This window comes from Pseudomonas sp. PME37.24/006 (assembly GCF_055556635.1).
Genome location: NZ_JBVHNL010000004.1, coordinates 233,154 through 255,588, shown reverse-complemented (window position 1 = coordinate 255,588; position 22,435 = coordinate 233,154). Strand labels below are relative to the sequence as shown.

The 22,435-nt window shown below is 63.6% G+C and carries 26 protein-coding genes; 2 read left to right on the top strand and 24 right to left on the bottom strand.

Annotated elements, in window-relative coordinates; genetic code table 11:
• The first annotated feature begins 37 nt into the window (after positions 1–37).
• On the top strand, positions 38–592 hold the full coding sequence (locus ACZ3GY_RS17300; protein WP_225837727.1) for a methyltransferase family protein: 555 nt from the start codon (positions 38–40) through the stop codon (positions 590–592).
• A 55-nt stretch (positions 593–647) separates the two neighbouring features.
• Here the strand turns inward: ACZ3GY_RS17300 and ACZ3GY_RS17295 are convergent, their stop codons facing one another.
• The 22 genes from ACZ3GY_RS17295 to ACZ3GY_RS17190 form a co-directional block, all read right to left on the bottom strand.
• Positions 648–1,088, bottom strand: coding sequence for an excinuclease (locus ACZ3GY_RS17295; RefSeq protein WP_465911272.1), 441 nt, complete (start codon positions 1,086–1,088; stop codon positions 648–650).
• Positions 1,089–1,106: 18 nt separating this feature from the next.
• Positions 1,107–1,511: a hypothetical protein gene (locus ACZ3GY_RS17290; protein ID WP_465911271.1), complete on the bottom strand. Its 405-nt coding sequence runs from the start codon at positions 1,509–1,511 to the stop codon at positions 1,107–1,109.
• A 34-nt stretch (positions 1,512–1,545) separates the two neighbouring features.
• Positions 1,546–2,772 (bottom strand): beta-ketoacyl-ACP synthase, encoded by a 1,227-nt coding sequence (locus ACZ3GY_RS17285; protein WP_225837734.1) that lies wholly within the window; start codon positions 2,770–2,772, stop codon positions 1,546–1,548.
• A gap of 19 nt (positions 2,773–2,791) precedes the next feature.
• Positions 2,792–3,520, bottom strand: a complete 729-nt coding sequence (fabG, locus tag ACZ3GY_RS17280; protein ID WP_225837744.1) for a 3-oxoacyl-ACP reductase FabG — start codon at positions 3,518–3,520, stop codon at positions 2,792–2,794.
• Complete coding sequence (locus tag ACZ3GY_RS17275; RefSeq protein WP_463562558.1) at positions 3,517–3,987, bottom strand: hotdog family protein; 471 nt, start codon at positions 3,985–3,987, stop codon at positions 3,517–3,519. Before ACZ3GY_RS17275 ends, fabG begins: the two co-directional genes overlap by 4 nt.
• Positions 3,984–5,192: a beta-ketoacyl-[acyl-carrier-protein] synthase family protein gene (locus ACZ3GY_RS17270; RefSeq protein ID WP_465911270.1), complete on the bottom strand. Its 1,209-nt coding sequence runs from the start codon at positions 5,190–5,192 to the stop codon at positions 3,984–3,986. Before ACZ3GY_RS17270 ends, ACZ3GY_RS17275 begins: the two co-directional genes overlap by 4 nt.
• Positions 5,189–5,671: a hypothetical protein gene (locus ACZ3GY_RS17265; RefSeq protein WP_465911268.1), complete on the bottom strand. Its 483-nt coding sequence runs from the start codon at positions 5,669–5,671 to the stop codon at positions 5,189–5,191. Before ACZ3GY_RS17265 ends, ACZ3GY_RS17270 begins: the two co-directional genes overlap by 4 nt.
• A complete protein-coding gene (locus ACZ3GY_RS17260; protein WP_465911267.1) occupies positions 5,668–6,396 on the bottom strand; it encodes a class I SAM-dependent methyltransferase in 729 nt (242 codons plus the stop codon). Before ACZ3GY_RS17260 ends, ACZ3GY_RS17265 begins: the two co-directional genes overlap by 4 nt.
• Before the next feature lie 10 nt (positions 6,397–6,406).
• Positions 6,407–7,651 carry an NAD(P)/FAD-dependent oxidoreductase gene (locus ACZ3GY_RS17255; protein ID WP_465911266.1) on the bottom strand — a complete coding sequence of 415 codons (1,245 nt, stop codon included), beginning with the start codon at positions 7,649–7,651 and terminating at the stop codon, positions 6,407–6,409.
• Complete coding sequence (locus tag ACZ3GY_RS17250) at positions 7,638–8,786, bottom strand: cation:proton antiporter (RefSeq protein WP_465911263.1); 1,149 nt, start codon at positions 8,784–8,786, stop codon at positions 7,638–7,640. The genes ACZ3GY_RS17255 and ACZ3GY_RS17250 overlap by 14 nt, the downstream gene beginning before the upstream one ends.
• Positions 8,783–11,125 (bottom strand): MMPL family transporter, encoded by a 2,343-nt coding sequence (locus ACZ3GY_RS17245; RefSeq protein WP_465911262.1) that lies wholly within the window; start codon positions 11,123–11,125, stop codon positions 8,783–8,785. The genes ACZ3GY_RS17250 and ACZ3GY_RS17245 overlap by 4 nt, the downstream gene beginning before the upstream one ends.
• A complete protein-coding gene (locus ACZ3GY_RS17240; RefSeq protein WP_465911261.1) occupies positions 11,115–11,723 on the bottom strand; it encodes an outer membrane lipoprotein carrier protein LolA in 609 nt (202 codons plus the stop codon). Before ACZ3GY_RS17240 ends, ACZ3GY_RS17245 begins: the two co-directional genes overlap by 11 nt.
• On the bottom strand, positions 11,720–12,145 hold the full coding sequence (locus ACZ3GY_RS17235; RefSeq protein ID WP_465911260.1) for an acyl-CoA thioesterase: 426 nt from the start codon (positions 12,143–12,145) through the stop codon (positions 11,720–11,722). The genes ACZ3GY_RS17240 and ACZ3GY_RS17235 overlap by 4 nt, the downstream gene beginning before the upstream one ends.
• Before the next feature lie 233 nt (positions 12,146–12,378).
• Entirely contained in the window at positions 12,379–13,920 is a 1,542-nt protein-coding gene (locus ACZ3GY_RS17230; RefSeq protein ID WP_465911259.1) for an HAL/PAL/TAL family ammonia-lyase, read from the bottom strand.
• Positions 13,901–14,836 carry a lysophospholipid acyltransferase family protein gene (locus tag ACZ3GY_RS17225; RefSeq protein ID WP_465911258.1) on the bottom strand — a complete coding sequence of 312 codons (936 nt, stop codon included), beginning with the start codon at positions 14,834–14,836 and terminating at the stop codon, positions 13,901–13,903. The genes ACZ3GY_RS17230 and ACZ3GY_RS17225 overlap by 20 nt, the downstream gene beginning before the upstream one ends.
• The gene (locus ACZ3GY_RS17220) at positions 14,836–15,567 is read right to left on the bottom strand and encodes a glycosyltransferase family 2 protein (protein ID WP_465911842.1); all 732 of its coding nucleotides are present in this window, start codon (positions 15,565–15,567) and stop codon (positions 14,836–14,838) included. The genes ACZ3GY_RS17225 and ACZ3GY_RS17220 overlap by 1 nt, the downstream gene beginning before the upstream one ends.
• 14 nt (positions 15,568–15,581) lie before the next feature.
• Entirely contained in the window at positions 15,582–17,240 is a 1,659-nt protein-coding gene (locus ACZ3GY_RS17215; RefSeq protein ID WP_465911257.1) for an ApeI family dehydratase, read from the bottom strand.
• Positions 17,237–17,782, bottom strand: coding sequence for a COG4648 family protein (locus ACZ3GY_RS17210; RefSeq protein ID WP_463562546.1), 546 nt, complete (start codon positions 17,780–17,782; stop codon positions 17,237–17,239). Before ACZ3GY_RS17210 ends, ACZ3GY_RS17215 begins: the two co-directional genes overlap by 4 nt.
• On the bottom strand, positions 17,779–18,036 hold the full coding sequence (locus tag ACZ3GY_RS17205; protein ID WP_465911256.1) for an acyl carrier protein: 258 nt from the start codon (positions 18,034–18,036) through the stop codon (positions 17,779–17,781). The genes ACZ3GY_RS17210 and ACZ3GY_RS17205 overlap by 4 nt, the downstream gene beginning before the upstream one ends.
• 11 nt (positions 18,037–18,047) lie before the next feature.
• Entirely contained in the window at positions 18,048–18,308 is a 261-nt protein-coding gene (locus ACZ3GY_RS17200; protein WP_463562544.1) for a phosphopantetheine-binding protein, read from the bottom strand.
• A complete protein-coding gene (locus ACZ3GY_RS17195) occupies positions 18,289–19,098 on the bottom strand; it encodes a lysophospholipid acyltransferase family protein (RefSeq protein ID WP_465911254.1) in 810 nt (269 codons plus the stop codon). Before ACZ3GY_RS17195 ends, ACZ3GY_RS17200 begins: the two co-directional genes overlap by 20 nt.
• Positions 19,071–19,784 (bottom strand): beta-ketoacyl synthase chain length factor, encoded by a 714-nt coding sequence (locus tag ACZ3GY_RS17190; RefSeq protein WP_465911253.1) that lies wholly within the window; start codon positions 19,782–19,784, stop codon positions 19,071–19,073. Before ACZ3GY_RS17190 ends, ACZ3GY_RS17195 begins: the two co-directional genes overlap by 28 nt.
• 230 nt (positions 19,785–20,014) lie before the next feature.
• On the opposite strand from ACZ3GY_RS17190, the gene ACZ3GY_RS17185 reads away from it, so the two are divergent.
• The gene (locus ACZ3GY_RS17185) at positions 20,015–20,785 is read left to right on the top strand and encodes a ParA family protein (RefSeq protein WP_465911251.1); all 771 of its coding nucleotides are present in this window, start codon (positions 20,015–20,017) and stop codon (positions 20,783–20,785) included.
• An 89-nt stretch (positions 20,786–20,874) separates the two neighbouring features.
• On the opposite strand, the gene trxC is transcribed toward ACZ3GY_RS17185, so the two are convergent.
• On the bottom strand, positions 20,875–21,309 hold the full coding sequence (gene trxC / locus ACZ3GY_RS17180) for a thioredoxin TrxC (protein WP_465911249.1): 435 nt from the start codon (positions 21,307–21,309) through the stop codon (positions 20,875–20,877).
• Positions 21,310–21,383: 74 nt separating this feature from the next.
• Positions 21,384–22,361, bottom strand: coding sequence for a sulfite exporter TauE/SafE family protein (locus tag ACZ3GY_RS17175; protein WP_465911248.1), 978 nt, complete (start codon positions 22,359–22,361; stop codon positions 21,384–21,386).
• Positions 22,362–22,435 lie beyond the last annotated feature (74 nt).

Here is a 22,435-nt window from a genome sequence, read left to right as displayed (position 1 = left end):
GCAGCAGTGTAACAGAGGGCGATTGGGGAGGAATGTGGTGGGGGTCTGGCAATTACTGGTTTTCGTGGTACTGAGCATCGTTCTGACGGGCATTTCCTGGCGCTCGCTGGGTAACCCGCGTAGTCATGGATTTTATCGCTTTATCGCCTGGGAACTGATGCTGGTGTTGTTAGTGCTCAATGCGCCGTTCTGGTTCGAGAACCGCGATGCGACCCATCAACAGGTTTCCTGGGTATTACTGACGGTTTCACTGCTGGTGCTGTTCGCCGGCATATACCAGATGCGTCGCTTCGGGCGTGCCGACGAGCGTCGCCAGGATGATGAGTTGTTCGCCTTCGAGCGCACGTCGAAGCTGGTCACCAGCGGCATCTTTCGCTATATCCGCCATCCGATGTACTGCTCGCTGCTGCTGCTCGCCTGGGGCATTGCCTGGAAGCAGCCGACTGCGCTGACGCTGGTACTGGCATTACTGTCGAGTGTGGCGCTATGGCTCGCCGCCAGGTGCGAAGAGCGCGAGTGCCAGGCCTACTTCGGCGATGCCTATCGCGACTATATGGCGCGCAGTCGGATGTTCGTGCCGTTCATTTTCTAGCTCGTCAGCGATAAGCCTATGCGCCGAGAGTTAAAGCTCTCGGCGCACGGTTCGCTTACTTGACGCGAGCGTACTTGGCCTTCAGCGCGACGCCGGCCATGATGGCGCCGGCATGGCATTCGTATTTGCTGTTGTCGCGGTATTCCTTGTTCTTGTAGTTGCTGGCCAGGTCGACCACTGCGTTGGCACCGGCGGCTTTGGCCGAATTCTGCAGTTTGATCAGCGCCGATTGCAGCGCCCAGCTGCAGGCAGCTTCGTCGGTCTTGTTGAAGGCGTTGGTCTTCTGGCTGGTGGTGACGTTGGCGTTGATGATCTTGGCGCCAGCCGGGGTCTTGTTCAGGTAGAACTTAACCGAACCATCGAGGCGGCCAGCCTGGGTGGCTTCGTTGACCACCGACTGGAAATCCAGGAAGTGGGCGGTGTCACGAGCCTGGCTGACGGCAGGCAGCAGGGCGGCGGTGATAAGTGCAGCAGCGGTCCAGGTTTTTGCGTTCATGGGTAACTCCTTGAGTGTTTACTGGGGCATGTAAAGGGAAGGGCTGCTCAATTCCTGCTGAATGCTGCGATCCAGATTCTGTGTCCACGTGTTGTAGGTTCGGTGGATCTTGCCGTTGCGGTAGTCGAGGTTGCGACTGTCGCGGTAGCGGATCGAGTAAGTCGATGCGGTATAGGGAATGGTGACTTTCGCCTGGTGGCTGCGGCGCGTGACCGACGCCAGGATCTGCCCCTGATCCGCGCTCTCGACCGTCCATTGACGGCGTTGCAGGGCGGTGAGAATCGCCCGGCGCATGTCATCCTGGCCCTTGACCGCGGCAGGTGGTGCGCTGTTTTCGATGTTTACCACCGGCTTTGAGGTGCAGGCGGTGATGCCCAGTACCAGCAGGGCGAGCAGGGCAATGCGGTTGAAACGAGACATCATCCATGTTCCTTGTCAGTGAAGAAGTTACGGTTTTTCAGTGCCAGCGTCGGAAGATCAACGACGTATTGACACCGCCAAAGGCGAAATTGTTGTTCATCACGTATTCATTGTTCATCTCGCGGAATTCACCGCGCAGATAGTCCAGTTCGCCGCAGCGTGGGTCGATCTGATCCAGATTGAGCGTGTGCACGTAGCTGTCGCTGTTGAGCATTTCGATGCTGAACCAGGATTCCAGCGAGCCGCAGGCGCCCAGGGTGTGGCCGAGGTAACTCTTCTGCGAGCTGATCGGCATGCGCGTGCCGAACAGGCTGCTGGTGGCCTGGGTTTCCGCTACGTCGCCCTGCTCGGTGGCGGTGCCATGGCCGTTGACGTAGCCGATGGCATCCGGCGCCAGCGCGGCGTCTTCCAGCGCCAGTTCCATGGCCCGGCGCATGGTGGCCTGCACCGGTTTGGTGGCGTGCTGGCCGTCGGCGTTGCAGCCGAAACCGACGATTTCGGCGTAGATAGTGGCGCCGCGGGCGAGCGCATGTTCGAGCTCTTCAAGTACCAGCATGCCGGCGCCCTCACCGATCACCAGGCCATCGCGACCCTGGTCGTAGGGGCGCGGGCTGGTGTGCGGCGCATCGTTCTTCAGGCTGGTGGCGTAGAGCGCGTCGAAGACCATGGCTTCGGTCGGGCAAAGCTCCTCGGCACCGCCGGCAAGCATCAGCGGCAAGCGGCCGAACTTGATCGCTTCGTAGGCATAGCCAATGCCCTGGCTACCGCTGGTGCAGGCGCTGGAGGTCGGAATCAGCCGGCCGGTAAGGCCGAAGAAGATGCTGATATTGGCTGCCGTGGTGTGCGGCATCATGCGGATGTAGGAGTTAGCGTTGAGGCCGTCGGCGATCGAGTTGAGCAGCATGTTGCCGAACGCCTTGATCTCGTCGGTACTGCCGGTGGACGAGCCGCAGGCCACGCCCATGCGGCCGTCACCGATCAGCGGGTCGCCGAGCAGGCCAGCGTGGGCCAGTGCGCGTTCGGCGGCATAGACAGACAGCTTCGATACGCGGCCCATGCTGCGCAGCTGCTTGCGCGTCCAATGGCTGGGCACGACGAAGTCATCCACCGGGCCGCCCAGGCGGGTGTTCATTTCGCTGAAGCGATCCCACTCGTGCATGACACGAATGCCGTTGCGGTTGGCGCGAAAATTCGCCGAGATACTGTCCCAGCTATCGCCCAGGGAGGTAATGCCGGCCATGCCGGTAACGACTACGCGCTTCATCGTGCAACTTCACTCTTGATCAACACAGACCGCCATTCACGGCGATTACCTGGCGGGTGATGTACGCCGCCTCTTCGGACATCAGAAAATTCACCGTGCCGGCCACTTCTTCCGGAGTGCCCATGCGCGCCGCCGGGATCATCTTGAGAATCTCCTCCAGCGGTACGTGCTCGTCGAGAATCTCGGTATCGATCAGCCCCGGTGCCACGCAGTTGACGGTGATCTTGCGTTTGCCCAGCTCGATGGCCAGCGCCTTGGCCGCACCGATGATACCGGCTTTGGAGGCACTGTAATTGACCTGGCCGCGATTGCCGATCAGCCCGGAAACCGAGGTGATACAGACGATACGCCCAGGTTTGCGGCGGCGCACCATGGGCATCGTCAATGGATGCAGGACATTGTAGAAACCGTCCAGGTTTGTGCGTAGCACCACATCCCAGTCCTCTTCGCTGAGCGCCGGGAAGGCGCCGTCACGGGTCAGGCCGGCGTTGCACACGACGCCGTAATAGGCGCCGTGGGCTTCCACGTCTGCTTCCAGGGCGTCGCGGCAAGCGGCGCGGTCGGCGACGTCGAATTGCAGGATGCGGGCGCTCTGGCCGAGGGCTTCGATCTGCGCCTGCACCGCTTCGGCCTCATCGCGGCGCGAACGGCAATGCAGCACCAGGTCGTAACCGGCGCGCGCCAGGCGCAATGCAATGGCACGGCCGATACCGCGGCTCGATCCGGTGACCAGAATGGTCTCGCTCATGCAGACGGCTCCTGAGAAAGGGGGGGTTCCTGAATATAGGTGGCCACATCGCGGGGCTGAAACACGTTCAGCCTGGCCTCGACGAGAATGTCCGGGCCTTGCAGGCGGCATTCGAATACGCACATGCCGTTGTCATCCTGCAGCGAGCGGGTGGCGGTGATGTGCAGTGTACTGCCGGCCGGAAAACGATCCACGTTGCAGGTGAAATTACGGGTGCCGAGCAGGAAGCCGAGCTCCACCGGGCGGCCTTCCTGGCGCGCGTGGCAACCCGCGAAGGCCGCAACGCTCTGGGCCATCAGCTCGATGCCGACCGACGCGGGCAGGCTGCCGTCCGAATGACTGAACAGCCCGCCCGGGCGTACCACCAGGCGGGTCTCGATATGCTCGGCGCCAAACGCCAGCACTTCGTCGATCAGAATCATGTCGCCAGCGTGGGGCACCAGCTCTGCGACGGGCCAGACACTCACGGCAGGTCTCCTAAAATCAAGGACAGGTTGTTGCCGCCAAAGGCAAACGAGTTGCTCATCAGGTAACGTCGCCCATCCGTTGGCAATAGTGCAGGGGCGGTCGCATCGACCAGGTTCAGGCGCGGCAGTTGCGTATCGGCCTGGCCATCCCAGACATGAGGCGGCAGCCGATTGGCAGCGTTGTAATCGCTCAGGGTCAGCCAGCAGAACGCAGCCTCCAGTGCCCCGGCAGCGCCGAGGGTATGGCCGGTCAGTGATTTGCTCGATGAGCAGGCCACGCCCGCCGGGAACAGCGCCTGCACGGCGATGCTTTCCATGGCGTCGTTGTGGGTGGTGGCGGTGCCATGCAAGTTCAGATAACTGATCTGCTCGGCCGCCAGGCCCGCAGCGCTCAATGCTTTGTGCATGGCCTGCTGTGCGCCGATACCTTGGGGGTGCGGTGCGGAAATATGGTGGGCGTCAGAGCTGGCGCCGCCGCCGAGCAGGGCGATACCTGGTGCGTGATCGTCGTCGCTCGCGCGGGTCATCAGGAACAGGGCTGCGGCTTCACCGATATTAATCCCGTGGCGGTTGATCGAGAACGGGTTGCAGCGCTCGTCGGATACCGCCTCCAGGCTGGCGAAACCGTTCAGGGTGAGCTTGCAGAGGCTGTCGACACCGCCGCACAGTACGGCATCGCACACGCCCAGTTGCAGCAGGCGCTGGGCACTGAGCAGGGCGCGAGCGCTGGAGGTGCAGGCGGTGGACTGGCAGTAAATCGGCCCGCTCAGCCCCAGCCAGTCGGCGAGGAAGGTGGCCGGTGCGGCGATTTCCTGGTGGCTGTAGTGGTACTCGGCAGGCAGCACGCCGTCGTTCACGTAGGCCGCGATATGCTCGCCCGCTTCGGCGATGCCCGAGGTGCTGGTGCCGAGCATCACGGCGATGCGCCCGGCACCATGACGGGCGATGGCGGCCTGAATCTCGTCGTGGATTTCCAGCGCCGCGGCCAGCAGCAGCCGGTTGTTGCGGGTCGAGGCGTGTTCCTGGTCGGCGGGCATGTCCGGCAACGGCGTCTCGACCGCGCCAACGGTCACGCTGCGCTCCGCTATCCAGCCGGCCTGGCGGCGCATGCCGCTGGTATCGCCGGCGAACAGGGCATCAGCCACTGCTTGCTTGCCCTGGCCAAGGGCGCAGACCACGCCGAGGGCGTCGAGTCGAGCGATCATGGTTGTGTCTCCAGTGGGCTCACCTGATAGCGCTGCTTGCCGTTATCCAGGCGCATGGCCAGCGGCGCCGTGTACTGGATGCGCCAGTTGGGCGCCAGCTGACGGCTGTCGGCGCCTTGCTGCTGCCAATCGGCTTGATGGTAGGTACGGGCCAGTTGATCGGCAGGCGTGAGGGCGAACAGCAGCGCGGCGAACAGTTCGCGGGCGTCCCCGTTGGGCGGCAGCAGGCCGTCATTGTGCCAGGCGCCGGCGATCAGGGACTGGCGAGCCAGGGGCACGCCGAGTGGGTCGAACAGCGACCAGCGCAGGCTGCTGCCTTCCGCCTGAATCACCAGCAGCCAGTCCTGGCCATCGGCTGTGCTTACTTGCAGCGATATCGGCAAGGGCGCTACCAGCGCTGGTGACGACTCGGGCAGCGGCGTGCGGGCGGCACAGGCCGTCAGCAACAGCACGCAAGCGAGCAGCAACAGTTTGTTCATGTCGGCGTCTGCTCGAAGGGTTTGCGCACCGCCGCATTGACCAGGGTTTCATTGCGCTGGCCAAAGGCCTTCGGCCGACGAATGCCCCAGCGTTCGAGCAGACCGAAGTCCTGGGAGCGACTCCACCACAGGTAGGGGTAGGAGACATTGCGCTCGCTGAACTCGAAGCCTTGGTCATGCAGCATGCTCAGGTATTCGTCGGCGCTCTTCTGCACCTCCATCGGGTGGCGGAACAGCCAGCGAATCACCCAGGTATCGATGTAGTACTTGGTCGACTCGGCGAACAGCAGCAGGCCGCCCGGCTTGAGCACTCGCCAGAACTCGGCGAGGGCTTGTTCCTGCTCGACAAGATGGTGGAACGTCTGGTGACAGAAGAGGATGTCGACACTGGCATCGGGCAGCTGGATCGCCGCGCAGTCACTGGCGATGAGCTGTACGTCCAGGCCCAGGCGCTGTGCTTCGGTGCGCGAGCAGTCGAGGCTGTGCGGGTCGGCATCCAGGCCGATGATGCTGGCTGGCTGAAAGGCGCGCTGCAGCAGGGCGAACGATTTGCCTTGGCCACAGCCGGCGTCCAGCAGCACTGGAGCGCTCGGCAGCGGGCCACTGATCAGCGTGTGCAGATCATCGATGGCCACGCGCAGCACATGGTGCTGCCACACGTGGCTTTGCAGAAACCAGAAACCGAAACCGGTTTCCTCGACGTAGTTGGATGCGGCGCGATCCATCGCAATCTCCTCAGGCACTGGCGCACAACTCGGCGAGAACCCGCAGGCGGCGACGTGGCTCGGCAACGTACGGGTTGCGTTCGTCCCAGGCATAGCCGGCGAGGATGGAACTGATCATGGCGCGGATTTCGGGTGAGGCATTGGGGTAATAGATCACGTCTTGGAAGCTGCCGTCGTACCAGCCTTCCACGTAGACGCGGAAGGTATCGACGCCGCGTTTGAGCGGCACGGCGAAGTCCAGTTCCCAATCCACGCTTTCCCCGCTCAACTGACGGTGCAGCAGGTTGGCGGCCATGCTCGCCGAACGCATGGCGATGGTCACGCCGGAAGAAAACACTGGGTCGAGGAACTCGGCGGCGTTGCCGAGCAGCGCGAAGCCAGGGCCGTGCAGGGTTTTGACGTTGGCCGAGTAGCCCTTGATCTCGCCCACCGGGGTATCCCAGACGGCGTTGCCCAGCACCTTGGTCAGGCTCGGCGTTTCGGCGACGAACTGCTTGAGTGCCGCGTCCTTGTCTTGCGGGTAACCGTCGAAGCGCTCGGCCAGGCCGACCACGCCCAGGGAGCAGCGACCGTTGCTGAACGGAATGGTCCAGAACCACACATCGCGCAGGGTCGGATGGGTGGTGATGAGGATTTTCTCGCGGTCGAAGGCCGGGTGATCGATACGGTCTTCGATATGGGTGAACAGCGCCTTGCGCATCGGCAGGTTGGACGGCAGTTCGAGGTCGAGCAGGCGCGGCAGCAGGCGGCCATAGCCACTGGCGTCGAGCACGAAGGTGCAGCTCACCTGGTACTCGTAGCCGTCGGCCAGGCGACGCACCGACAGCAGCGGTTGCTCGCCGCTGAAGTCCACGGCGACGATTTCCTCTTCGTAGCGGATGGTCACGCCCTGGCGCTCGGCGTCGTCGGCCAGCACCTTGTCGAACGTGGCGCGCTGCACCTGGAAAGTCGAGCCGAAGCTTTTCGTGAAGGTCTCGCGAAAGTCGAAGTCGGTATACCGATCGTCCCAGGCAAAGGCTGCACCGTGCTTGGTCTGGAAGCCGGCAGCACGCACGGCGTCGATCATCCCGGCTTCTTCGACGAAGTCCAGGCAATGGGACAGCAGGCTCTCGCCAATCGAGAAGCGCGGGAAACGCTGGCGCTCGAGGATCAGCACCTCGTGGCCCTTGCGCTTGAGGATGGCGGCAGCGATGGCGCCGGATGGGCCTGCACCGACTACGACGATCTGATGGTGTTGGACTTCAGGAGACTTCATAGCGGCTTTTCGCCTCGCGTGTGTACGCACGCCGGCCCAACAGGGCCGGCAGCAGGGTAGAGAACAGGCTCATCAGCAGCAGGCCGAAATAGACCATTGCATCGATCAGCTGTAATTGCAGGAGCAGGTTGAGGAACACGATTTCGGTCAGGCCACGAATATTCAGCAGCATGCTTTCGCGCCACTTGATCTGCGCCGATGCGGCCGGGTCGGCCCAGTGCAGGCCAAGCCAGCTGCCCACGACCTTGCTGACCACCGGCGCCACCAGCAGCACGCTGACGGCGAACCAGGAGTCCGTGGCGTCAATGCCGTGGAAGTCCACGCGCAGGACGCCGCAGGTAAGAATCAGCGGAACGGCCAGGCCATTCATCAGCAGCTTCCACTGGCGCTCTGGCAGCGGCAGGCGGAACGGTACGCGGATCGCGGCGAGGCACAGCATGTAGGCGATGCCGAATACCAGCGCGTTGAGCTTGAGGTTGTGCAGCAGCACCATCAGCGCGAAGAACGGCAGGCTGTAGAACAGCGGATGGCGCAGCTTCAGTACGTGCAACAGCAGCGGCAGGGCGGCAGCCAGCAACGGCCACAGCAGGCTGATTGGGTGGCTGCTGCCCTGGGCCAGACCAAACAGGCTCCAGCACATGAAATCCATCAGGATCGCCGCGTGCAGCAGGCGCTTGGTCGCCGCAGGCGGATAGTCGATGCTCTGCAGGAACAGATAGAGCACCGGAATAGCGGTGATCGAGAACAGCAGGCCGATGCCCACCGCGCTCAGCCAGCCGTAATCACCGGGCAGCACCCACAGCGCGCAGGCCAGGCCGGCCAGCAGCGGAATCAGAAAGCTTGGCAGGGCGATCTTCAGGCATGCCGGGCTCAGCTCCAGATCGATCACATCGCTGAGGATATAACCCAGCAGCAGGGCGAAGCACAGGCCGTACAGCAGGTCTATCCAGATGGGCGCGAGCAGGTCGGCGGCGCTGAGCTGCAGGTGCGGCTCGACCCAGCCGAGCAGCAGCGCGGGAACCGCGAGACTGGCGACCAGCAACTGGCCGACGATGGGAATCAGGCGACGACCGCCAAGGATGCCGACCAGCGCGTAGATCGCCAGGGCCAGCAGCCAGAAACCGAGCACGGTCACGCTGCGACCTCCTTGTCAGACCGCGTTGCGGCCCAAGGCGACAGCAGGAAACAGAACATCAGGCCGAGGCTGATGGCCAGGCCGAAGTTGGCGATGGCGGGCGTCTGGCTGATCAGCAGCAGGCCGAACGACAGCCAGCTGGAGATGGCCGAGAGCAGCGTACCGAGCAGGCTGACGGCGGGGCCGCCGATGTTTTCGCGCATCAGGATGGCGTAATCGACGCCGATGGCGGTGATCAACAGCAGGCCGAAAAGACTGAACAGGGTCAGTGGCTGGCCCAGCCAGCCCAGGCAGGCCAGCGCGGCGAGGGCGGCCAGCAACGGCAGGCAGACCACCCGCAGCGCGCCGCCGATGCCGAACGGGATGCACAACAGCAGCACGATCGCCAGGCAGGAGATCAGCTTGAGTTCTGCGGCGCTGATCTGGGTGGCGGCGAACAGGTTGTTCAACTCGCCCAGGCGGTCGACCAGTTGCACGCCGTCTAGGCCATCTGCGGCGGTTTGCAGCAGTGCACTGTCGGTCTGCCCTTGCAGGCTGACGATGGCCGCCACGCCACTGTCATCGCGGCCGAGCCACAGGGTGCGCCACGGCTCGCCGAGTGGGCTGGCGAGGGCTTCATCCAGATTGGTTTGCGGCTGTTCCAACAGTTGCTGCAGCTCGGCTTGCAGTGCGCTTGCTGGCACGCCCAGATCGAGCAGTGCCTGCCAGTGTTTCGGCAGCTCTGTCAGAGCCGTACGCAACGACTGCAGTTGGGCGTCAGGCGCTACCAGTTGATTGAGCGACAGGTAGCTGCGTAACTGTTGGTTCTGCACCAGCGTATCCAGGCGTGCGCCCAGCGTTTGCTGGCGCTGCAGCAGTTGCGCCTCGTCGTTGGCGCGCACCAGGAAGAACTGGCTGGTAGGCTGCTGCCCGGTGAGTTCGACGATGCGTTGTGACTGGGCGAACAGCGCTGGGTCTTTGCCCAGCCATTGGCGCAGATCGTTCTGGCTGTGCAACTGCCAGATGCCGCCGGCGCAGAACAGCAGGAACGCGCCGAGCAGCCAGAAATTGCCGTTGCCTCTCTGTACACGGGAATGCCAGCTCAGCAGGCGTGTGGCAACCGCCACCAGACGCGGCGCTGGGCGCAGTTGCATGCCATCCAGCCAGGCGGGGAGCAGGCAGACCGAGCAGAGATAGGCACCAATCAGGCCTGCGGCGGAGAACGCCGCGATCTGTGTGAGGGCCGGGAACGGCGTGAAGGCCAGTGCCAGGTAGCCGATCAGGTTGGTACCCAGGCTTAGGCTCAGGCCCGGTAGGGTGCTGTGTAATGCGCTCCAGCTGCGCCATTGGTTATGGCCCCAGCTCTTGCTCAGGTAATGCAGCGGGTAGTCGGCCGCGACGCCGATCAGGCTGGCGCCGAGTACCAGAGTCAGGGCGTTGATCTGGCCAAATATCAGTACGCAGGCGGCGCTACCGGCGAGCAGGGCCACGGCGATCGGCAGCAGGCTGAGCAGCACGCGTACTCGACGGAAGGCCAGCAGCAACAGCAACAGCATGCCGAGGCTGGCGGCACCGCCGATCAGGGTCATCTCGCTCATGGCCTTGTTCTGGCCTGCCGCGGCGTACAGCACGCCGCCAGTGGCAAGCAACTGACCGCCTGCCGCTTCGGTGGTGGCGCGCGCAGCGTCGATACTCTGCGCGATGTCTAACGGCGCCTGCATGTCGAAGGCATCGCCACGGCTGCGCAAGTGCAGCACGGCCCAGCTCATGCCGGTCTCCTGAACCAGCAGAGTGCCGCTGGCCAGATCGGGCTGTACTCGGCCGCCAAAATTGAGTGCCTGCTGTGCGCGTCCGCCCAGGCCTAGCCAGTCCTGTTCCGGCGGCAGTAGGCTGAAAGACGCAAACGGATCGAACAGTTCGGCAGCGCGTTGCTGAATAAAGGTTTCCGGCTGCTCACTGAGCAACTGACGGTCAGCCGCAGGCAGCAGGTTCAGGCGGCTGTCGCGCAAGTGCTGACGCAGGGCATCGAGATCGCTGTCGAGTTGCCAGCGCACCTGTTGGAAATTACCACCGTCGCGCCATTGCTGGCCCAGGGTCGCGGCTAGAACGACGGCCCGTTCGCGCTGTGGATGACCGACCAATACCAGTAGGTCGCGCTGAATAGGCTCCTGCATACGCGCCTCGGCCTGTTGCAGCCGCGCATCGCCCGCACCGCTGGGTAGCAGGGCGAGCATGCTGGCGGCCACTGGCGGGCCGCTGCGCCACTGCCAGGCAGTCAGCGCGAGCAGCGCCAGCAGCAGCACGGCGAACAGCCGCGGCAGGCGGCGTTCTATAAGTGATTTTCCGGCTTCAGCGGGCAAAATCGCTGCGCTCCTGCTCGCTCAGGGCATCGGCCGAAACACTGGCGGGCATGCGCATCAGCGTGCGATCACCCTGGGTTTCGTGCAGCTCGATGCGCTCGACCAGCTCGCCACCGCTGATCTCGATACGGCTGAACACCTGCTTGAGCAGCATCGAGGTCGGCAGCAGGTTCAGTGTCCAGGCCTTGGCGTCGCCACTCAGTTGCAGGTCGAAATCCCGCGCCAGGCCGCTGTGGTTGCCCTTGAGCACATCGAGAAAAAGCTTGCTCTGTTGGGCCGCGACATCGCGCCCTGGCTGCATTTGCCAGCCATCAGCGGTGCGCTTGGCGATGCCGTTGGCATCGATGCGGTAATCCTGTTTGAGCGGTTTTTCCAGCTTCCACAGCAGACCGGCATCGGCAGCCAGCATGAAGGTGCCACTGCTGGTCAGCGGCTGGGGCAAGGCGCGCAAGTGTTTTTCCTGGATAAAGGGGCCACGCACCACTGTGTGTTGCGCCAGTTGCTCGCTGAGCCCATCGAGGGTGAAAGGCTCGGCCTGGCTGCTCAGGGCCGTCAGCATCAGGCTGAACAGCAAGGTGGCGCGCGTCATGCGACTCATCCGATCACCCGTTGTACGGCATCGATGAATACCTGAGGTGAGGCCAGCAGCATTTCCTTGCTGGCGATTTCCACCGCCACCTGCACGCTGCTACCACGAGTCATGCGTTCGCCGGTGGCGGTGTCGCTGATCAGGTAATGGATCTTCAGGCGGTTTTCCCACTCCACCAGATCGGCGCACACGGTAATGCGCTGGCCGAACTGGGCACCGCGGATATAGCGCAGCTGCAGATCGATCACCGGCCAGGCATAACCGCTGTCGCGCATCTGCGGGTAGCCGTGGTCGAGGCGGTCGAGCAGCGCACAGCGCGCCTGTTCGAAGTATTTGACGTAGTGGCCGTGCCAGACGATTTCCATCATGTCCACGTCGAAGAACGGCACGAGGATTTCCACCTCGGCCTGAAGTACGCCCTTGCTACGCATAACTGCTGCGTCCCTGTAGGAGCTGGCTTGCCAGCGAAAGCGGTTTACGCGGCAACACCGAGGCAGATCTCAGCATCGTTATCGCCGGCAAGCCGGCTCCTACGGATACCTGAGTTACGCGGTCGTGTTGCGCGCTCGGTAGGAGCTGGCTTGCCAGCGAATGCGATTTACGCGGCAACACCGAAGCAGATTTCAACCGCGTTATCGCCAGCATGGCTCCTGCACAGCATGTGTTACGCATACAGGCTCCAGTGCTGGGCACGGATGCGTAGCAGGCACAGGCGCAGTTCGCCTTCCAGAGCACGATCTTCGATCAGCGGCGGGAAGTCTTCGCCCAGTGTCACGTGCATGTCCGCTAGGGCTGCTGGCAAGACGGTGGATTCGGCGCGCTGGCGCAACCACACGCCCTGGTTGGCTGCCAGCAGCGTGGCCGCGGCGACCTGTTCGGCCAGCTCCAGGCTGCGCAGGGCGTCGCGGGCGGCGATGGTGCCCATGCTCACCTTGTCCTGGTTGTGGCATTCGGTGGAGCGCGAGAACACGCTCGCCGGCATGGTGTTCTTCAGGGCTTCGGCCGTCCAGGCGCTGGCGCCGATCTGCACTGCCTTGAAGCCATGGTTGATCATCGCAGTTTCCGCCGGGGCACCGGACAGGTTGCTCGGCAGGCCGTGGTTGTAGCGGGTGTCGACCAGCAGAGCGAGCTGCCGGTCGAGCAGGTCGGCGAGGTTGCCGATCAGGTTCTTCAGGCTGTCCATGGCGAAGGCGATATGCCCGCCATAGAAGTGCCCGCCATGCAGCACGCGCTCTTCATCGGGATCGATCAGCGGGTTGTCGTTGGCGCTGTTCAGCTCGGTTTCGATGAACTGGCGCAGCAGCCCCAGGCTGTCGGCCAGCACGCCCAGCACGTGCGGTGCGCAGCGGATCGAGTAGCGATCCTGCAGGCGGTGCAGCGGCGCGGTCGGCGCATCGATGGCCAGATCCTGTCGAATCCAAGCGGCGACCTGATTCTGGCCCGGGTGCGGTTTGGCGGCGAACAGGCGTTCGTCGAAGTGTTCCGGGTTGCCCTGCAGGGCGATCACGTTGAGTGCGGTAATGCGTGTCGCCAGCTTGAGCAGGTAATCGGCGCGGGAATAGGCCTGGCAGGCCAGAGCGGTCATCACCGCAGTGCCGTTCATCAGCGCCAAGGCTTCCTTGGGGCGCAGCACCAGCGGCGTCCAGCCCAGCTCGGCGTGCACGTCAGCGGCGCTGCGGCGCTCGCCGCGGTACATCACTTCGCGCTCGCCACACAGGGTCGCAGCGATGTAGGACAGCGGCGTCAGATCGCCACTGGCGCCCACCGAGCCCTCTTCCGGGATCAGCGGCAGCACGTCGTGTTCGATGAACGCCTGCAGGCGCTCCAGCAGCTCCAGGCGCACCCCGGACATGCCCTGGCACAGCGACTGCAAACGAGCAGCCAGCACCGCACGGGTGGCCTGCTCGTCGAGCAGCTTGCCCAGGCCGCAGCCGTGGAAGGTGTACAGATGACGCGGCAGCGCCTCGACCTGATGCAGCGGTACCGCCACCACGCAGGAGTCGCCGTAGCCGGTGGTGATGCCGTAGATCATGCCTTCGCGGTCGAGCAGGCTGTCGACGAAGCGCGCGCCGCGGCCGATGCGATCGCGCCATTCGGCACTGCTGTCCAGCTCGCCGCGCGCAGTGCGCTGGGCCAGGCCGACGATCTGTTCAAGACGCAGCGGCTGAGCGCCGAAGGTCACCGTTTCAGACTGATGGGTTGTCATGGTCGTTCCAGAACGGATAGAAATTGAACCACTGCCGCGGGGCTTGCAGGCAGCGTTGGGCCAGGTGGTCGGCGTAGCGTTGTGCCCAGCCCTGAATGACCGCGTCGCGCTCGCTGCGCTTCCACTGCACGGCATCGGTAAAGGGCTGCAGCATGACCTTGTAGCGGCCATCGATCTTCAGGCAGTCGATCAGGTTGACCGGGCACTGCAACAGCCCGGCGAGTAGCCAGGGGCCCTGGGGCAGTGGCGCCGACTCGCCGAGGAAGTCCACGTTCACGGTGCGCTCGCCGTGCAGCGGCACGCGGTCGCCGGCAATCGCCAGCCATTCGCCGCGCTCCAGGTGGTCGGCCAGACGCATCATCACCGCCGGATCCAGTTCGCTGACCTGAATCAGCCGCAGGTTGTTGGCGCCGGTTTCCTTGAGCAGGCGATTGAACTGCTCGGCATGCCGCGTGTGAACGAGCACGTTCATGCGCACCTGGGCGCTCAGCTCGGCCAGGGCACGGCACACTTCGAGGTTGCCGAGGTGGGCACCGACCAGCAGCTGGCCGCGTGTTCCGCTCATCTGGCCGTGTAGACCGTGTGGGTCGATCAGCTCGATGTCGCTGAAATTCAGGCGGCCGCTCCATACGTCCAGCTTGTCCAGCAGGCTGTCGGCGAAAGCCATGAACTGGGCGAATACCGAGCGTCGGGTCGGGCGCAGCTCAGGGCGGGCGCTCCAGCTTGCGAGGTTGTCTTGATACTGGCGAACGCTACGCCGCGCCTTGGCACCGAACAGAAAGAAGTAAGCGACGATCAGGTGCAGCAACGGGCTCAGCGCTCGGCGGCCCAGGTAGCGGGAGGCCAGGGCGGTGAACTTCATCAGGGCGAAGCTGCCGCGCTCGCGCTGGCCGGCCCAGTGTCTGCTGCGGTCCATCAGCGCCACCGCCGGTAGAGCAGCATGGGCGCCCGGCAGAGCATGCCGAAGAACAGTCGCGCATGCATTTTCGAGATCAGCACGTTGTCCTGCCACAGACGGAAATGCGACACGCCGTCCGCCGGGTAATGCACGCGGGTCGGCAGCCACTGCATGGGCTGCCTGCGCCATGACAGGCGTACGAGAATCTCCGAGTCGAAATCCATGCGCGTGCCGAGCTTCGCCGAGTCGATCAGCGCCACGCTGGCGGCCAGCGGGTAGACACGAAAGCCGCACATGGAATCGCGGATCTGCAGCGACAGGCTGTTGATCCACACCCAGACGTGGGTCAGGTAGCGGGCGTAAAGGCGGCCCTTGGGTACGCTGGCGTCGTACTGCGGGTAGCCACAGATGATCGCCTCGGGGTGGGCGCGGGATTCGTCGAGAAAGGCCTGTACCGCCTGCAGGTCGTGCTGGCCGTCAGCGTCTACCTGCAGCGCATGGCTGAAACCCAGGCGCTGGGCTTCACGCAGGCCAGCCATTACGGCACCGCCTTTGCCTTGGTTGTCCGCCAGGCGCAAGAGGTGAACATCGGCCTGCTTGGCCAGCTCGTCCATCACCGCCGCGCAGCTCGGGCTGGATGCATCGTCGACCAATACGCAAGGTAGGTCGGCGTCGAGCAGTGCGGCCACCACGCCGGGCAGCGGCCCTTCATGGTTGTACACCGGGATCAGCGCGCAGGGGCGATGAATGGCTGCAAGCGCAGTCATGGCGCGGCCTTGAGCAGGATGCGCCCGGAGGAGCAGTTGGCCTCGCCGTTGCGGAAGGTGAAGTACAGCTTGTTGCGTTCGCCGTCGAAACGCAGGGTCAGTTGCAGGCGGTCGCCAGGGCGTACCAGTTGCTGGAACTTGAGCACTTCCATACCGCCGAACAGCGGTGGTAGGTCGCTGATCAGGGTGCGCGCGAGCTGCTGCGCCCAGTCGATCTGCACCACACCTGGCAACACGGGCGTGCCTGGGAAGTGGCCGCTGAAATGCGCCAGATCTAGAGGTACGTCCAGCTCCAGGTGCCATTCGCCTTGCTCTTCCCGCGCGCTGATTGGCTCGACCCGCGTGGGGCGGTCGGCGGCCAGCAGGTCATTGACCTGCACCTGACCCAGCTTGCCCTGGCTGCTGTACGGCAGATGGGGCAGCAGGCGCCAGCGGCGCGGCAGGGCGATGGTCTCGCAGTGGCCGGCCAGGTGCTGGCGCAGGCCCTCGGTCAGATGGCGACGACCTTGGTTGCGCAGCACATGCAGGCCTTCGGGAGACAGCGCCACCAGCGCACCGAGAAAGGCACGCCCCTGCTGCACTACGCCGAGGCGCGCCTCGCTGACCCAGTCATGCAGCGCCAGGGCCTGTTCCAGTAGGGGCAGGGAAATGCGTTTTTCTTCCAGCTTGACGATGCGATCCAGGCGCGCACCGAGAATGAAGCGGCCATCGGCGTCGATTTGCGCGGCGTCGGCCATCTGCTCCCAGTGCCCGGCAGGCAGATAAGGCGAGCTCAGGCGCAGTGCGCCTTCGTTGTTCAGCTCGAGCCTTACGTCAGCGAAAGGCAGCCAGTGTTCGCCACCCTGACGCCAGGCGATGCCACCTGTTTCCGAGCTGCCGTAGATTTCCGTCGGCCACTGGCCCAGACGCTGCTGCACGGAGGCGGCCGCTTCGGCAGGCAATGCACCTCCGGAAGAAAACACCTGACGTACGCGGCTCAGTGCCGCCCAGTCGAGGTTGTCGCCCATGCGCTTGAGCAGCGCCGGGCTGGTGATCCAGGCGAAAGCCGGATGAGGCAGGCTGGCCAGTTGCAGGTCTTCGGGGAAGGGCATTGCTTTGGGCAGAAATACCCGTCCGGCGCACAGCGGCCAGAGCACGCGGAACAACAGCCCGTAGATATGCTGGGCAGCCACGCTGCCGATGATCAGCGCATCGCCGAGGCGTTCGCCCCACAGGTCTTCCAATGCCTGCACTTCGTTGGCCAGTTGGCCGAGGCTCTTGTCGATCAGCTTGGGCTCGCCACTGGAGCCTGATGTGCACAGGGTCAGGCGGCAGCGTTCACGATCGAGCGTACGAGCCGTCAGCGATGTTGCGGCCATCGAGTCATCGAGGCGCTCCAGCCAGAGGTCGACCTGGGCACCCAGGCGCTGGCGGGTTTGCGATTGGGCATCGGCAGGCAGCAGCACGTGAATGTCAGCCTGCCAGGCAGCGAGCAAGGCGATGGCCAGCTCGGAGGCGTCTTCCAGGTGCAGGGCGATGCGTTTCACGCCCGCGGCCTGCCAGTGCGCCGCCAGGCTCAGTGCGCGCAGGCACAGCTGTGCGTGATCGAGCGCCGGGGTAACCTGACGGCTGGCATCTGCCTCCAGCAGTAGGTTCTCGAGGCTTAGCCAGTTCATTCGAATCTCCTTACACGTTGACGCACCAGCCATTCGCCGGCGAATAGCAGGCCCATCAGCAGGTAAGAAATCAGCCCGGTGTAGAGCGCCCACCAGGACAGTGGTGCCCACAGGTTCAGGGCGACCACCACCAGGCCGTTGGCCAGCATAAACAGCGCCCACACCTCGGTGACCCGACGCGTGTAACGCACGGCCACTTCAGGTAGTTCGGGCTCGCGCAGGCGTGCCAGGCGCTCGACCATGGGCATGCCGATCTTCAGGCTGCTGGCGAACAGCGCCATCAACAGTGCGCTGACCAGCACCGGATACCAGCGCAGTAGCGCCGGCTCGTCGGCCAGGGCCAGCAGCAGACAGAACACCAGCACCGCACCGGTCATCCTGCGGCTGTTGCGGTCACTCGGGTTGGCGAGCAGTCGGGCCAGCCACAGGCCGCCCAGCAGCCCGGCGAACAACGCCGGCGAAAGGTGGCCCGCGCCGAAATACACGGCGAACGGATAGGCCACGCTGACCAGCGCTACCAACAGGCCGAGCAAACGGCTCATGCGGGGTCCGCGTTGACCAATTGATGCACCGCTTCGACCACGTCACCGACGGTGCGCACCGACTTGAACGCCTCGGCGGCAATCTTCTTGCCGGTCTGGCGTTTGATATGGTCGATCAGGTCGACGGCGTCGATGCTGTCGATTTCCAGGTCTTCGTAAAGGTTGGCGTCCAGGCTGATCCGCTCGGGGCTCAGCTCGAACAGCTCCACCAGAGCGTCGCGCAAGGTGGCGAAGATTTCGTCACGGGTTTGCATGGTGGTTGTCCTCAGATTGCCTGGCGGCTGGCAACGAAGGCTGCCAGGCTGGCCACGTTGGCGAAATGGGTGCGGGTGTCCTTGGCTTCGGCGTCGATCTTGATACCGAAACGCTTCTGGATTGCCAGGCCCAGTTCCAGGGCGTCGACCGAGTCCAGGCCGAGGCCTTCACCGAATAGGGTGAGGTCGTCACCGATATCCTGGGGCGTGATGTCTTCGAGTCCCAGGGAATCGATGATCAGGTGTTTGATCTCAAGCTGTAGAGCGCTCATCGCTTGCGAGCTCCTTAATGAAATGCTGATGCAAATGGTCGTTGAGTTTGCGCGACGCTACTGGGGCAGCGCCCATGGCTGTAAATTGCGCCGGGTCGATGTCCTCGCCCACACGCAAATGAATATGAAAACGCCGCGCTGGAATCCGGTACCAGGGCTCCGCCTTGGTCAGCGTGGTAGGTGAGACGCTGATCACCACCGGGGTAATCACACGGGCGCCACGCAAGGCGATGGCCGCGGCGCCGCGGTGGAACTCCGGCGGCCGGCCGGGCGTGGTGCGTGTGCCTTCCGGAAAAATCACCAGAGTCTGGCCTTGCTGCAGCACGCCGGCCGCTTCGTCGAGCATGTCCATGCTGCCGCTGTTGCTGATGTAACCCGCTGAGCGGATCGGCCCACGCATACAGGGGTTATTCCACAGGCTCTGCTTCACCACGCAGTTGGCGTTGCGGGTAAAGGCGATGGTCACCACCACATCGATCAGTGAGGGGTGGTTGGCAATGATCATTTGCCCGGGTCGGCCCAGGCGTTCAGCATTCTCGACTTCATAGGTGAGCACGCCGCTGCGGTGCATGAACTTGACGAAAGTGCGGAAATTCCAGCTCACCACCTGGCGGGCGCGGCGTTGATGAGCCGCGGCATCGCCGGGAAGCAGCGACAGCGCGGGAAACAACAGCACGCGCAGCATCACGCCGCCTATACCGAACAGGGTAAAGCTCGCCGCCGTGGCGATCAGCCGCCACCAGTAAGGCGCGCTGTAGCGCTTCACAGGCTTTTGTGTGACCAGATCCATTGGCGCTCTTTCCAGGTGTGTTCGAGGGTTGCGCAGCCATTGCACAGGGCTTGTATCAGGCTCAGTGGATGCGGCCACTGCGTGCGCGGGCCGCTGCCCGTGCGTAGCTGCAAGTCCCAGTCGTCGCCCGGCACCAGTAGTAAAGCCAGGGCGTAAGGGAACGGGACATCATCGATGAATGGGGCGTAAAGCTCCGGTTGCGCTTCCTCGCCAATCACCAGCAACACCGCGGGAGCGCCCTCGGTGAGCAGCGTAGCGGCTTCCAGCATGGCCATTTCGAGGCCATCACCTTCTCCGGCCAGCGCGGTCATCTCACTGGTGTCGCCGCGCATAATCGACCACTGGCCGATGATCGCGTTGTGTACCGAAAGACTGAACTGAGTCGGCGACAGCGGCTCTGCTACTGCAAGGTCTTGAAGAATGGCCAGACTTCGCGGCGTTTCGCCATGGCGCGAAGCGAACACCAGCGGCAGCGCCGAGTGACCTTCGGCAAGCGGCCAGGCGACCTGGAAAACCATGCGAGCGAGACGGCTCAAGCGGCGGCGTTGCAAGGCGGGGAGGAAGCTGACATCGGGCTGTTCGCCACTATCGTGCAGGCGTTCGGGCGCCTTGCTCCAGGCGAGCCAGTTATCCGTACTGTCCAGGCCGGGAGCCCAGGCACGCCATTGATCGATCCTGAAATGCATGTCTAGATGAAACTCTGCTTGGCCCGCCGGGCAATTCCTTGTCTGAAAGACTGTCCTGTGCGACAAGAGCCTGTCGTGGAGAGCGATGCTGCGTTGGCATTATCCGGGTGATAACTTGGCCTCGCAAACATTAAGTAGCGATTTTCTGATGCGTGACGCGTTTCTCCTCGTTCTCGCTACTGTCAAGAACATATGCCTAGTATCAATGTACTAGACAGGAGGAAGTGCAGATGCGGCGCGTAGTTTTCAATCAGAAGGGTGGCGTAGGCAAATCCAGCATTGCTTGCAACCTGGCTGCGGTGAGTGCGTCCCAAGGCTATCGGACACTGCTGGTCGATCTGGATGCTCAGGCCAACTCGTCCCATTACCTGACGGGGCTGACCGGTGATGACATCCCCATGGGCATCGCCGACTTCTTCAAGCAGACGTTGTCCAGCGGTCCGTTTTCCAAGAAGGGCAAGGTCGATATCTACGAGACGCCTTTCGACAACCTGCATGTGATCACCGCTACCGCCGAACTGGCGGAGCTGCAGCCCAAGCTGGAGCAGAAGCACAAGATCAACAAGCTGCGCAAACTGCTCGAGGAACTTTCCGAGGACTACGAGCAGATCTACCTGGATACCCCGCCAGCGCTGAACTTCTATACGGTTTCCGCGTTGATCGCCGCCGACCGTGTGCTGATCCCCTTCGATTGCGATACCTTCTCGCGCAACGCCCTGTTCGGTCTGCTGCGCGAGATCGAAGAATTGAAGGAGGATCACAACGAAACGCTGCAAGTGGAAGGCATCGTGGTCAACCAGTTCCAGCCACGCGCGACGCTGCCGCAGCAACTGCTCGACGAGCTGATCGCCGAAGGCCTGCCGGTGCTGCCGGTGAACCTGATGAGCTCGGTGAAGATGCGTGAGTCGCATCAGGCGTGTACGCCGCTGATCTATCTCGACCCGCGGCACAAACTCACCCAGCAATACGTCGCGCTGCACGACTTGCTGCAGCAACGCTGATCGCGGCGAAGCCCATGGCCTACCTGGGTATCGCTGCGCTCAACCGCAGGCTACGGTGATGTTGCTCTGGTAGCCCGGCGCGCTGCCCGTCAAACGCCCTGAGCGTTCAGCCAGGCCAGCAGTTGCGGCAAGGGCAGCGCGCCGCTCATCCGGGCCACTTCCTTACCGTCACGAAACAGAATCAGGCTGGGAATCGAGCGGATAGCCAGCTGGGTAGATAGCTGCGGGTTGGCTTCGCTGTCCAGTTTTCCCAGTCGGCAGCGGGTGCGCAGTTCGCTGGCCGCTTGCGTGAACGTCGGCGCGAAACTGCGGCAAGGGCCGCACCACGAGGCCCACACATCGACCAGCAGCGGCAGATCGCCCTTTAGCTGCGCGGCGAAGTTGCCCTGGTTCACGTCGAACGGCGCACCCGGCAGCACCTCGGCCTTGCAGTGGCCGCAACGCGGCGTCTCACTCAGGCGGGCGGCAGGGATACGGTTGAGGCTGCTGCAGCTGGGGCAGGGGATGATCGGTGAATCGCTCATGACAGGCTCCGAACAGAGGTTAATCTGCCCGAAGCCTATGGGCTGTGGTGAGCCTTCGCAAGGATCAGGCGGCCTCAGGCCAGGCTGGCGTAGATGTTATAGGCACTGATGCAGGTAATCAGGCAGCCGACGATGGTCAGCAGAGTGCGTGCGGACAGCTTCTTGCACAGCAGAGCGGCCAGCGGCGCAGCGAACATGCCACCGAACACCAGACCGGCGACCATCAGCCAGGTATCAGGCTGACCCGCCAGGAGAATGAAGGATGTGGCGCTGGTGATGGTCAGGAAGAACTCGGCGAAGTTGACCGAACCGATGGTGGTGCGCGGGTCGCTGCCCGAGCCGAGCAGGCTGCTGGTGACCACCGGGCCCCAGCCACCACCGCCAGCGGCGTCGACGAAACCACCGAACAGCGCCAGCTTGCCGACGTGCTTGGGCTCCTTCTTCACCAGTCGCACGTGGCGATAGGCCTTGTGCAGGATGTACAGGCCCATCAGCAGCAGGTAGGCCGAGATGAAGGGCTTCATCACGTCGCCGTCGAAGGTGGTGATCAGCACCGCGCCGAGAATCGCACCGATCATGCCCGGCAGCAGCAGGCGCAGAAAAAGCGCCTTGTTGACGTTGCCCAGCTTGGCGTGGGAAATCCCCGACAGCCCGGTGGTGAACACTTCGGCGATATGCACGCTAGCGCTGGCTGCAGCCGGCGTGGCGCCGGTACTGAGCAGGAAGGTCGTGGCCGTGATGCCATAGGCCATGCCCAGCGCACCGTCGATGACCTGAGCGAAGAAACCGACTGCCACGGCGCTCCAGAAGGCGCGGCTGGTCAGGGCATCTTCGATGATCTCCAGGCCGGTGCTTTCATGGTTGCCGAAGAACAGGCGCCAGGCAAGGAACAGCAGCAGGCCAGCCAGGGTGAGGATGGCGAACCACATGGCCGCGCGCAGGATCGGGTGGTTGTCCGGGTGGGAGACGTGGTCTTCCAGAGGGGGTAATCCCAGTGCCTGGTGTTCGTCGTTGACCGGGCTGTTGCTGAGATCGAGATTGCGAATTTTCATGCGGTGCAAAGGCCTGACAGCGGGTGGTAGAACAGGCGAGTTGAAGCGGCGCGACGATAAACGGCTTTTGCCTG